The following is a 12,420-nucleotide window of genomic DNA, read 5'->3' as shown; positions in this document are numbered from 1 at the left end:
GTTTCTTGAATGAAGCTTTTATTTATACTTTAAATCTGGTTTTTTGTTTTTCTTTTACGATGTTTTACATACCATACGATACCGCCGCCCATTATAACCATAGATGCTCCAAATGGTAAAGCAACTTTCTTGGCAGCTTCTCCGGCTTTAGGTAAATCAAAGTTACCTTCATGATCGAATAAGCCGCTTAAAAAGTCATCAGATGAATCTCCTAATGATAAGGCACGTCCTTGTGAAGGATTAGGTATATCTGGAATACCATCTAATAAGCTTTTGCCATTTAATAATTTATCTAACAAGCTTGAAGAACCGAATAAATTAGAATGGCCACTTAATAAATCCGGTTTAGATTGTTTATTGCTTAATTGATCAAGTAAACCAAATGTACTATTTAATGGATTGAATATTCCATGTAATTTCGATTTCATTTGTTCAACTTCATTGTCAGTTTTCAGCAATTGATTAATACGGCTATCTGCATCTGACTTCATGAGTTTCAACAGTTCTGCTTTACTATTTCCTTTGTCAGCAATTTTATTAGCAAGTAAACGTGCTTTATTGTCGCTCAATTTTGAAGCCAGAATCGTTTCTATTGCTTTTTGTTTATTATCAGCTCTATCTAACACATTTTCTAAAATATCGTCCCCAGAGATGTTTTCACCATAATGTTGCTTCAATAATTCAACGATACGAGCATTATCTGGATTGTTTTCCATAATTTTTTTAGCAATAGCTTTTGCTTCTTGCTCATCAAATTTAGTTGATAATAAAACTTCAATTAAATCTTTTCGATTATCTGCTTTAGCAAACATTGATTCTAATAAACCATCACTTGAAAAAGATGACAATTTATCTAGTTCACCAACAACTTGACTCGTGATTTGTTGATTTGTTTTTCCTTTGGTATCAATGTGCTTTAAAATATTCTGTGTTTCTTTATCGTTTAAATTATCACCAATAATATCTTTGACAGCTTGTTTCTTGTCAGATGTTGATTCTAAACGATTGAATACTAAATCATTTCTTTGTTTTAAATCACGTTTACTTTCTTCAATTTTTTTCTCTATACGTGCTTTATTTTCTTTTGAAATTGTATCTCGTTCTGAAACTTTAGATGCTAACAAATCTAAGTTCTTTTCTTTGTCTTGTACATATTGATTCAAATCAGAATTAAGGTTTTCAGATTGATTTGCCAAGTTATCTACTTCATCTTTTAAATCTTTAATTTGTGACTCAGTTTGATTAGCTTGTTCTGTTACTTTATTATTTGAACTTTCTTCATTTGTTAGAGTTTCTTTTTCTTTTAGTTGATTCTCATCAACTTCTTTTGAAATATTTTCTATTTTCTTAACAAATTCCTCTACTTCTTGATTAGATTGCTCATTTTCTAAACTTTGTTTGATAGGCTTTTCCGGAGCGTTAAGTTTGGTTGGTAATGCCTCGCTTTTTTCAGAAAGATTTTCAGCACTTTCTTTTGTTTTAAGTTTATTGGGTTCTTGTTGTTCTAATTCATCCTCAATTTTTACTTTGTCAGCATTGCTTTTCAAGCTATCATTTTTTGCTTCTTTCAACAAGTTATCAATTTCTTTAAAACTTTGAGCTTTACCGATTTGCTCATTTATCTTTTCTTTTTGATTCGTTTCAAGTCCTTGAATACGATTGAGCTGCTCTCGGTTTTTTTGAATATATTCTTGAAGTTGATGCGTTTTCTCTGAACTTTGCTCTTTATTTAAATTTGGCGTTTCCTCTGCATCTAATGAAGGAGACAATACTATATTTGAACCTATTAAGCTTGAAGTTATAACAAGTATTGCACTTGAAATTTTGAATTGGCGACTTAATTTATTCTTATAATTCAAATCGTAATTTCTCTCTTTATTCATTCCATTCACCTTTCCTACTCAACAGTTACCATTATTATATCTGTTACATTGCTTGTTTCCTAGTGAAAAAGCAGTTTCTTTTCTTGCACAATTTTTATTTTTCTATTAATTGAAACCTTCTCCAATAAATAAAAATAACAGCTACTGTAATATAACCGATAATAGAGATGCCAGATGCATCCATTCCATAAGCGCCGCCTGTTATGAATGGATTATTTGGTTTGATAATATATTGAAATACTCCATAGTCCATATTATGATCCGTTACTGTAATAATAGAACTCATATTCCAAAACATGTGAAGTGGAATGCTTGCCCATACTGTATTAAATTTATAAGCAGCAAGTCCATACATTAATCCTACCGATGTTCCAGCTGCCACCAACATAATCAAACTCACGCCTGTCAACTTTCCATTAACTAAATGAATCGCTCCGAATAAGACGGAAGTCAGACTTAGCGCAACGTATATATTGGTTTTCTCTTCGATATATTTAAGTAAGAATCCTCTAAACATCATTTCTTCTACCATAGGCGCGACAATTCCGCCAAGGAAAATTATCTCAATCATCATCTCACTATATTCTTGGTGACTTTTCAAACTAGTAACAATCCAATGGCCAGGGACAAAAATAAGATAGAAGCTAATTACTGTGACAGGTAAAAGCAGTCCTAAAATTACACAGACTTTAATAAATTTAAAACGCGTAATTCTGAAGTAAGCTAAATTCCTTTTATATATCTTATTAGCAACAAATTTAAAAAGAAGGAGAGCTACAGTTAAATAAGTAGCGCCATGTAAAATATATTCAAAAGAATACAGATGCAATGCATGCCAAACGATTCCAATATTCTGTGCAAACACTACCACTATAAATAATAAAAGAATGGTTCCAATAATTTTAAACCCATCGAATAAATATTTCATAATTTTCGCCCTCTCCTTACCCACCTAATATTTGGGAAAGCGTGCCGCAAATTATAATTAATATTATAAGAATAAGCCACCACTTTTGAGAGATGAATTCCCAAAAGTTCATAGACTGAGATTTACCCTTATACAAGCATTCATCCTCATAATGATTTTCATCACCTTTTACTAAGAAGTCTAAACTTATTCCGAATAACTCAGAAAGATTTAGAAGCATCTGAAGATTAGGTTCTAAAGTGCCTTGTTCCCATTTCGAAACAGATTGTCTTGTAGTATGTAATTTCTCTGCTAATGCTTCCTGTGTAAGACCGGCACGCTTTCTATATTTTTTTATATTTTCTGCTAATTGCATTTTCATCTCACCTCCCTATAAACATAGCAAATTTCGATGTAATATTCTGTACACAAATGAAAACATTACGAACAAATTATAAACATTAATGTAAACATTTAAGTTCATGAATGTTACATGAATGAAAAATAACAAAACTCTACTTTCCAAAAAATAATTGACATTTACTTTTATACGTTGTATATTTAGTTAGACCTCTAACGAAAGTGATGTGTTGATAATGGAATTTACTTATTCCTATCTATTTAGAATGTTAAGTCATGAAATGAAGCAAAAAGCCGATCAAAAATTAGAACAATATGATATTACAAACGAACAAGGCCATGCACTTGGCTACCTATATGCACATCAACAAGACGGCCTGACACAAAATGATATTGCGCATGCACTACAGCGCACACGTCCAACTGTCAGCAGTTTGCTGAAAAATCTAGAACGTAAAAAGCTGATTTACCGCTATGTAGACGCTAAAGATTCTCGCAGTAAGAACATTGGTTTAACAACATCAGGAATCAAATTAGTAGAAGCTTTCACCTCTATTTTTGATGAGATGGAAAAAACGATGGAAGCGCAATTCACTGCAGAAGAAAATAAAACAATGAAAGAAAACTTAGTAAAAATGCTATCTAGTTTACAGCAATAAGCACCTAAAGTAGCTGGTCAGAATATCAGCTACTTAATCTTTAATCTAATAGTTAGAACTCTAACTATTAGAACTCTAACTACATTTTCAATTCATAAAGGAGAGACAAAAAATGAAAGATGAACAATTATATTATTTTGAAAAATCACCTATATTCAAAGCCATGATGCACTTCTCATTACCTATGATGATTGGTACATTACTCAGTGTTATTTATGGTATTTTAAACATCTATTTTATCGGTTTCCTAGGAGACAGCCATATGATTTCTGCTATTTCACTTACATTGCCTATTTTCGCAATATTGATGGGACTTGGTAATTTATTTGGTGTCGGCGGCGGAACCTATATTTCTCGATTACTCGGCGCGAAGGATTATAGCAAAAGCAAGTTTGTCAGCAGTTTCTCAGTTTACGGAGGAATTGTCCTCGGACTTATCGTCATTCTATTAACTTTACCTTTCAGCGATCAGATAGCAACTCTATTAGGTGCTAGAGGAGAAACATTAGCTTTTACAAGCAACTATCTAAAAGTCATGTTTTTAAGCGCACCTTTTGTCATCTTATTCTTTATCTTAGAACAATTTGCTCGAGCAGTCGGTGCCCCTATTATCTCAATGGTCGGTATGTTGATTAGTGTGGGACTAAACATTATTTTAGATCCTATCTTGATTTTCGGTTTCCATTTAGATGTTGTCGGTGCAGCACTTGGTACAGCTATTTCTAATATAGCAGCTGCATTATTCTTCATCATTTACTTCATGAGAAATAATGATGTCGTTTCATTAAATATTAAGTTTGCTAAACCAACCAAACAAATTTTAACAGAAACTTTTAAAATCGGTATTCCTGCATTTTTAATGAGTATACTTATGGGCTTCACTGGTTTAGTTTTGAATTTATTCTTATCTCATTACGGTAACTTCGCAATCGCAAGCTATGGTATTTCTTTCAGACTCGTTCAAGTACCAGAACTCATTATTATGGGACTATGTGAAGGCGTTGTACCTTTAATCGCCTATAACTTTATGGCAAATAAAACACGTATGAAAGACGTCATTAAAATGGTAATTGCATCCATTGGTGTTATATTCATCATTTGTATGGTAGCAGTATTTACAGTCGGCCATCACCTCATTGGTCTCTTTTCAACAGACCACGCTATTATTGAAATGGCTACATTCATCTTAAAAGTAACAATGACTTCGTTATTATTAAATGGTATCGGCTTCTTATTTACTGGGATGCTGCAAGCTACTGGACAAGGCAGAGGTGCAACAATTATGGCCATACTTCAAGGTGTCGTAATTATACCTGTATTATTTATTATGAATGGTTTATTCGGTTTAACAGGTGTCATTTGGTCACTCTTAATCGCTGAAACTATCTGTGCGATTGCTTCTATGCTCATTGTATATGCACTGCGCGATCGTCTTACCGTGGATACTTCTCAATTAGTAGAAGGTTAAACAATGATAAATATTTAGTTTTAATAGAAGCATAGCAAATACAACCCTTTGCTGATGCTTCTTTTTTTATCTAACTAATCAATAAACTATGTTTGATACCCGCTCCATAACTGAAGTCATTTGCGAAAGTAAACATTAAATCTTAAACTTAAGTTGAACAAAAATAACAAGTCGACTTTTGATTATGCTTTTAAATAGTATGGAGTGATAAGCATGGAAAATAAAATTGAACAGTTAAAAGAAATTATTAATGATTCTAATAAGATTACATTTTTTACAGGTGCTGGCATTTCTGTCGCGAGCGGTATTCCTGATTTTCGTTCTATCGGCGGTTTATATGATGAAATTTCAAAAAAAGGATTATCTCCTGAGTACTTATTAAGTACAGAGTATTTTCAAAATGACCCTGATGGCTTTATCAATTTCTGTCATGAGTATTTATTATTCGCTGATAAAAAACCGAATATTGTACATGATTGGATTGCTGAATTAGAAAATGAAGGTAAATCTTTGGGTGTCATCACTCAAAATATTGATGGCTTGCATACAGATGCCGGGAGTGAAGAAGTGGATGAACTCCATGGTACATTAAATCGTTTTTACTGTATTGAATGCGCCCAAGACTATTCTAAAAGTGAAGTCATTGAAAAAAATCTGCGTCATTGTGAAAATTGCGGTGGTCCCATCAGACCTGACATTGTGCTGTATGGAGAAATGTTGAATCAAAGTACGATTTTCAGTGCGTTGAATAAGATTAAAGAAGCGGATACTCTCGTTGTCTTAGGTTCATCTCTTGTAGTACAACCTGCAGCTGGATTAATTTCAAACTTTGAAGGCAAAAATCTAGTGATTATTAATTTAGATACAACACCTTATGATCATGATGCAGATTTAGTAATTCATGAAGATATGGTTAAAGTCATCGAAGCGTTAAAGAACGAAGCATAACTTGAGTAAAAAACAAAAAAGCGTGTGCGGAATATCTGATGATAATTCCGTACACGCTTTAATTTATAATATTTTAGAAACAGCTTCTGCAACTTGTTTTGGTGATTCTGGATTTTGACCTGTTACCAATCGACCGTCTACCTCAACATACGGTCTTAACGGTAATTTAGCTTTGCTGTAGTTTGCACCACGTTTTTTCAACTCGTCTTCTAACATGAATGGAACTAATTTTTTACGATTAGCTAATACTTCTTCCACATTAGAAAAACCTGTAATAGCTTTATGATCTATAAGGAATCTGCCATTATCATCTTTGACATTCAATAAAGCAGCTAAACCATGACATACAGCAGAAACAATTCCGCCATTGCTGTATATCTCTTTAATTGCACGTTGTATGTCTTGATTTTCAGGAAAATCAAACATCACACCATGTCCGCCAGTAAAGTAAATTACATCATATTCACTTGGGTTCGCATCACTCACTGCTGGTGAATTTTTCAGTAATTCCATAAATTGTTCATCTTCATAATATTTTTTTGTCACTTTGTCTAAAGTGTAAGGTTTCAAACTAACTGGATCAATCGGTGTATTACCACCTTCTATATTGAATAAATCAATTTGATAATTATCATTATTGAAATAGTCATAGAAATGCACAAGTTCTCCTAACCATAATCCTGTAGGTTTTTCGTTTTCCCCAAAGTGATCGCTGCTTGTATTAACAATCATTATTTTTTTCATTACATTCATCCTCCGATGTTTGTTTTACTTTTTAAAGACTTGTTGAATGCCTTCTTTGTAAGTTGTGATTTTAAAGTCTGGGAATCTTTGTTTAAATTTATTTGAATTGAAAATGTTGTCATATTTATATCTTGGTAACAGTTCCATCAATTCTTTAACTTGTTTGTTGAAAAGGCTGCCTATTTTAAATACCCACATTGGAACTACTGAATATTTAATATTTTTGCCAGTTACTTCTTCTGTGATTTCAATTATTTTTTTGTAAGTGACACTTTTATCTGTCGGCAAGTGCCATGTTTGTCCAAAAGCGTCAGGGGTATTACCAAGTAAAGCTAACGCACGGCTTGCATCTGGTGTCCAAATTAAAGTACGTAAAACAGAATCACTAACAGGAACAATGGCTTTTTTACCGTCTTTAACACGATTGAAGACTAAAGAATTTGTGATACTTTGTGTTAAATCTGGGCCGTAGAATTCTGGGGCACGTCCGATGAGAGCTTCAATTTTTCCATCTTTCATCGCTGACAATAACATCTCTGCCATTTTCGCACGAACTTTAGATTTTCCTCCTACTGGACGGAAAGGGCTTGTTTCTGTTTGTACATTTGCATTTTTTTCATACATATAAGTATTATCGAAAAATGCAAGTTTACTATGTGTTTCTTCACAAGCTTTAATGACATTTTCCATAATAACTGGGAAACGGTCCTCTCACATTTCTGTATCAGCTGGTAAGCCGACAGCAAAATAAACAATGTCACTGCCTTCAATAGCGTTTAAAGTATCTTCATATTTCATTAAATCAGCTGGAACAACTTCATCTGTATCATGAATTTTTCCAGGTTTTCTACTTACCAATCGAATATCTTTAGTATAGTTTTTATAAAGTTCTTTCGCGATTTCTTGGCCGATTTGTCCATTACTTCCTAAAACTGTTTGCATTTTTTAGCACTCCAAACTATTTTGATTTATTACTACTACCTTATCCATAGGTTTAAACATATAAACATAGCGATTAAAAATAAAAGGCTTTTTATTTTTTTAAATTTGCTTCAAGCGAATTTGTCAGTTCTTTCAACCATTCTAAAGTGTCATCCAAATCAGAACTGTAATAGCGTTCAAGTCCTGTTTGAGTTACTGATAAAAGACCTGCATCCAACATTAATTTTAAGTGATGAGAAACAGCGGGTCGTGAAATGGGTAACAATGATGTGATTTCATTCACTGTCAGTTGTTTCTCCTTGCACAATAACACAAGAATTTGTTGTCTTTTTTCGTCTTGAAGAATATTTAAAATACGTGTTCCTCTTTTAAATATTTCTAAAGTCTCTTCTCCCATAATTCAAACTCCATTATTTAATTTTCATAGAATCATTGTGTCCTATCGATATATAGATAATTACACAGCATAAAAAATTATACAAGCAAATGAACTTGAAAATTTTAATAATAGTTCACCTTCCTTTCTATCTAATAATAAGAATAATGAATGATGATTTTTCAATTTGTATCATTTGTTGTTTAATCGGCTTTTCTCTATAATGTGTCAAACAAGCACATGAAAAACTTTTTCAAAATATAAGAAAAAAAGGTGAAGAATAATGACTAAAATATTTGTAACAGGTGCTACAGGATTAATCGGTACGAAATTAACAAAACGATTATTAGAAGAAGGTTATGAAGTCGCTGGCCTTACAACTTCTCAAAATGGTAAAGAAAAGTTACAGAATTCTGGCGTAACACCGTATGTTGGTGATATTTTCGATTACGACACAATAGATGAAGCTATCGGAGATTTCAAGCCAGATGTCATTATGAATGAAATTACTGACTTAAAAAATGTTGATATGGCAGCTAATACGAAAGTTAGAATTGAAGGTACCAAAAACCTAGTGGATGCGGCAATTAAGCATGATGTAGAAAACCTTCAATCTCAAAGTATCGCATTTGTATATGAAGGCGGAGAAGGTTTAGTAACTGAAGAAACACCTTTAGATTACAATGCTACAGGAGATCGTAAAGTTACTGTAGATGGTGTTGAAGGTTTAGAAAATGAAACAAAACGCATTAAAAACCATGTTATTTTACGTTATGGCTGGTTATATGGACCAGGCACTTGGTATGGCGAAGATGGCATGATTTATAATCAATTTAAAGATGGCAAAGTAGATATGACTGATGGCGTACTCTCATTTACCCATATTGATGATGCTGTTGAAACAGCAATACAAGCATTAAACTTTGAAACAGGTACTTACAATGTCGCAGATGATGATCCGGTTAAAGGTGATGTTTGGGCTGATTGGTATGCCAATCAATTAAATGTTTCTCCCGAGATTAACATTAAACCTGCAGAACCATTTGAGCGTGGTGTAAGCAATGAGAAATTTAAAGATCAAGGTGGCACTTTGATTTACCCTTCATGGAAAGACGGAATGAAAGATATTAAATAAAACAGAAATAGAGACGGAAAATCGATTTTCCGGCTCTATTTTTACTTATATTTACTTAAACATAACTCACTATAATACTCATATCACCCTGAAATTCAATATGTTGATCATCTGCTGTTATGATAAAATGGCTACCTTTTTCAACAACAGTTTTTTCTCCATCGACATTAACACTTCCTGTACCTTCAATAACTGAAACCAAGTAATATTCTGATGGTTTTTCAAAAGATAATTCACCATTAATATCCCATTTTTCTACTGTGAAAAATTCATTAGATACAAATTGTGTAAAAGATTGTCCTTCTCGTATTTCATGAATAGGTTTAGTGTTAGGATTTTGTATATTTACATCGATAACTTCTTTGCTTTGTTCTAAATGTAAATCACGTGTTTTTCCATTTTTATCTTTTCTATCATAGTCATAAATACGATAAGTTGTATCTGAAGATTGTTGTGTTTCCAATATCAATATTCCTGAGCCTATTGCATGCACAGTCCCAGCAGGAACATAGAAGAAGTCTCCTGGTTTTACTTTGACCGTATGAAATAACTCTTCAAATCGCTGTTCATCAATTAGTTTTTCCAATTCTTCTTTATTATCAACATTCACGCCATATATGATTTCAGCATCATCTTTTGCATCTAAAATGTACCAACATTCTGTTTTACCATATCCGAGACCATGTTCTTTAGCATACACATCGTCTGGATGAACTTGAACTGATAATTTATCATTTGCATCTAGAATTTTAGTTAGTAACGGAAAATCCTCATGGGTATCATTACCGAATAAGCTTTTATCTTCATTCCAAACTTGTTCTAAAGTTTTCCCTTTATGTTTCCCATTCTCTATAATATTTGATCCATTAGGAAGTGCTGAAATTGCCCAGCATTCCCCTGTTAAATCATTCGGTATATCATAATTAAACTGATTTAATGCCGTACCGCCCCAAATTCTTTCTTGAAATACGGGTTTTAAAAATAAAGCCATTTTTAATCATCCTTTTATATCATTTTTAAAATGTTATAAATTTCATCTTTCGTTGTTGCATTAATAAGATTTTCTCTTGTTTCATCATCCATCAATGCTCTAGATAATCTTTGCAGTAATTTCAGATGTGTGTCGTTACTGTTATTAGGTACTACAATCAAGAATACGATTTTCGGTAAAGTTCCGTCTAAACTTTCCCATTCAATTCCTTGTTTATCTTGTAAAACAGCCACAGCAGGTTGCTTTACAGCATCTGATTTTGCATGTGGAATTGCAACATTCATTCCTATAGCTGTTGTAGATTCTGCTTCTCGTTGTAATACAGCTTCTTTTACTTTATCCAAACTTTCAATATATCCAGCATCTTTTAGTCTCTCTAATAACTGATCAATAGCGTTATCTCTTTGCATTGATTCTTGTCTTAATTCAATTAAATCTTTGTGGAAAACTGAATCATCATCTTTTTGTTCATTATTTTCAGTGTGTGATTCTGCAACCTGACTATTTGAGCGAGACTGCTCATCACCTATTCCACCTTCTAAAACACCTTCACCTTCCAATACAGCTACAGGTGTATTCTTTTTAAATAGCAAAACAGTAAACATTGTAATTAAACTACCTATGATAACTGCCACAAAGAACCATAGAACATGTTGAATACCGCCAAGTACAGCTACGATAGGTCCACCATGTGCTACTCTGTCTCCTACGCCACCTAATGCAGCGATAACTGCTGCTACCATTGCTCCAATCATATTGGCTGGGATAATACGAAGTGGGTCTTGCGCAGCAAATGGAATTGCACCTTCAGTAATACCAAATAATCCCATTGTGAATGAAGCTTTACCCATTTCTTGTTCTGAATTATTGAATTTACCTTTTTGTAAAAATGTTGCTAAACCTAAACCGATTGGAGGTGTACATACCGCAACAGCAACCATACCCATAACTGCATAGTTACCTTCAGCAATTAAAGCTGAACCAAATAAAAAGGCTACTTTGTTAACTGGCCCGCCCATATCAAAGGCAATCATTGCACCTATAATTAGAGCTAGGACAACGATATTAGCACCTTGCATACCTTTTAGCCAACCTGTTAAAGCAGTAAATATACCTGAAATTGGTGCACCTATTAAGAATATAAAAATAAGTCCAACAATAACTGAAGAAATTATTGGTATGATAATGATAGGCATAATTGGTGCCATTGCTTTTGGAACTTTAACATTTTTAATCCATTTAGCAATATAACCTGCAAGGAAACCTGCAACGATACCTCCTAAGAAACCTGCGCCTGCTTCACTTCCATAAAAGCTGCCATCTGCTGCAATTGCTCCCCCTATCATACCGGGTACTAGGCCTGGTTTATCAGCTATACTATAAGCGATATATCCCGCTAAAATAGGAACCATAAAGCTAAATGACAGTGCTCCGATTTTCTCAATAGATTTCCAGAATGAATCATCTGGAATAACTAAACCTTTTGCTGAAGGTTCACCGCCAAGTGTTAAAGCGATTGCAATTAATAGTCCACCAACTACGATAAACGGAACCATAAAAGATACACCATTCATCAAATGTTGATATACCATTTGAACACCGCTTTTCTTTTTCTCTTCATCCTCATATGAATCATTATCAGAAGCACCTTTTTCGTGATGGATAGGTGCATTTTGATCAATGATACGTTGAATCAGATCTTTAGGGTGGTGGATGCCTTCCCTAACATTTTCGTTAATTAAACGCTTTCCATTAAAGCGAGATAAATCTACTTGTCTATCTGCTGCTATGATTATTCCATCAGCTTCTCTGATTTCTTTAGCTGTTAATACATTTTCTGCGCCAACGCCACCTTGTGTCTCAACTTTAATATCTACACCCATTTCTTTAGCTGCTTGTTCTAATTTTTCTTGAGCCATATATGTGTGAGCGATACCATTCGGACAAGATGTAATCGCTAAAATTTTCATCTTAATCACACTCCTTATTTTTATTGTAAGCGCTAAC

At 33.4% G+C, this 12,420-nt stretch carries 13 protein-coding genes; 4 read left to right on the top strand and 9 right to left on the bottom strand.

Going from position 1 to position 12,420, the window contains the following annotated elements:
• Window positions 1-29 precede the first annotated feature (29 nt).
• The 3 genes from A4G25_RS08040 to A4G25_RS08030 form a co-directional block, all read right to left on the bottom strand.
• On the bottom strand, window positions 30-1,883 hold the full coding sequence (locus tag A4G25_RS08040) for a coiled-coil domain-containing protein (RefSeq protein WP_052766746.1): 1,854 nt from the start codon (window positions 1,881-1,883) through the stop codon (window positions 30-32).
• Between the two features lie 94 nt (window positions 1,884-1,977).
• The gene (locus A4G25_RS08035) at window positions 1,978-2,811 is read right to left on the bottom strand and encodes a CPBP family intramembrane glutamic endopeptidase (RefSeq protein ID WP_047132022.1); all 834 of its coding nucleotides are present in this window, start codon (window positions 2,809-2,811) and stop codon (window positions 1,978-1,980) included.
• Window positions 2,812-2,827: 16 nt separating this feature from the next.
• Window positions 2,828-3,166, bottom strand: coding sequence for a helix-turn-helix domain-containing protein (locus A4G25_RS08030; RefSeq protein WP_047132021.1), 339 nt, complete (start codon window positions 3,164-3,166; stop codon window positions 2,828-2,830).
• A gap of 220 nt (window positions 3,167-3,386) precedes the next feature.
• On the opposite strand from A4G25_RS08030, the gene A4G25_RS08025 reads away from it, so the two are divergent.
• The 3 genes from A4G25_RS08025 to A4G25_RS08015 all read left to right on the top strand — a co-directional run bounded on the left by A4G25_RS08025 (window position 3,387) and on the right by A4G25_RS08015 (window position 6,225).
• Complete coding sequence (locus tag A4G25_RS08025) at window positions 3,387-3,809, top strand: MarR family winged helix-turn-helix transcriptional regulator (protein ID WP_047132020.1); 423 nt, start codon at window positions 3,387-3,389, stop codon at window positions 3,807-3,809.
• 112 nt (window positions 3,810-3,921) lie between these two features.
• Window positions 3,922-5,277: a multidrug efflux MATE transporter MepA gene (mepA, locus tag A4G25_RS08020; protein ID WP_047132019.1), complete on the top strand. Its 1,356-nt coding sequence runs from the start codon at window positions 3,922-3,924 to the stop codon at window positions 5,275-5,277.
• Window positions 5,278-5,490: 213 nt separating this feature from the next.
• Window positions 5,491-6,225, top strand: coding sequence for an NAD-dependent protein deacylase (locus tag A4G25_RS08015; RefSeq protein ID WP_047132018.1), 735 nt, complete (start codon window positions 5,491-5,493; stop codon window positions 6,223-6,225).
• Window positions 6,226-6,288: 63 nt separating this feature from the next.
• Here A4G25_RS08015 and A4G25_RS08010 read toward each other — a convergent pair whose 3' ends face one another.
• The 4 genes from A4G25_RS08010 to A4G25_RS08000 form a co-directional block, all read right to left on the bottom strand.
• Window positions 6,289-6,969, bottom strand: a complete 681-nt coding sequence (locus tag A4G25_RS08010; RefSeq protein WP_047132017.1) for a type 1 glutamine amidotransferase domain-containing protein — start codon at window positions 6,967-6,969, stop codon at window positions 6,289-6,291.
• Between the two features lie 24 nt (window positions 6,970-6,993).
• Window positions 6,994-7,659, bottom strand: a complete 666-nt coding sequence (locus A4G25_RS08005) for an NAD-dependent epimerase/dehydratase family protein (RefSeq protein ID WP_232011937.1) — start codon at window positions 7,657-7,659, stop codon at window positions 6,994-6,996.
• Between the two features lie 21 nt (window positions 7,660-7,680).
• Window positions 7,681-7,911 (bottom strand): NAD(P)H-binding protein, encoded by a 231-nt coding sequence (locus A4G25_RS13235; protein ID WP_232011936.1) that lies wholly within the window; start codon window positions 7,909-7,911, stop codon window positions 7,681-7,683.
• Window positions 7,912-8,002: 91 nt separating this feature from the next.
• Window positions 8,003-8,308, bottom strand: a complete 306-nt coding sequence (locus A4G25_RS08000) for an ArsR/SmtB family transcription factor (RefSeq protein WP_047132016.1) — start codon at window positions 8,306-8,308, stop codon at window positions 8,003-8,005.
• A 262-nt stretch (window positions 8,309-8,570) separates the two neighbouring features.
• On the opposite strand from A4G25_RS08000, the gene A4G25_RS07995 reads away from it, so the two are divergent.
• Window positions 8,571-9,422, top strand: coding sequence for an NAD-dependent epimerase/dehydratase family protein (locus tag A4G25_RS07995; protein WP_047132015.1), 852 nt, complete (start codon window positions 8,571-8,573; stop codon window positions 9,420-9,422).
• Window positions 9,423-9,477: 55 nt separating this feature from the next.
• Here A4G25_RS07995 and manA read toward each other — a convergent pair whose 3' ends face one another.
• Together manA and A4G25_RS07985 are read right to left on the bottom strand one after the other, a co-directional pair.
• Window positions 9,478-10,413 (bottom strand): mannose-6-phosphate isomerase, class I, encoded by a 936-nt coding sequence (manA, locus tag A4G25_RS07990; protein WP_047132014.1) that lies wholly within the window; start codon window positions 10,411-10,413, stop codon window positions 9,478-9,480.
• A 14-nt stretch (window positions 10,414-10,427) separates the two neighbouring features.
• On the bottom strand, window positions 10,428-12,383 hold the full coding sequence (locus A4G25_RS07985) for a PTS fructose transporter subunit IIABC (protein ID WP_047132013.1): 1,956 nt from the start codon (window positions 12,381-12,383) through the stop codon (window positions 10,428-10,430).
• Window positions 12,384-12,420 lie beyond the last annotated feature (37 nt).

It is taken from the genome of Staphylococcus condimenti (assembly GCF_001618885.1).
GTDB classification, from domain to species: Bacteria; Bacillota; Bacilli; order Staphylococcales; family Staphylococcaceae; genus Staphylococcus; species Staphylococcus condimenti.
This window is presented reverse-complemented; position numbering and strand designations above follow the sequence as displayed.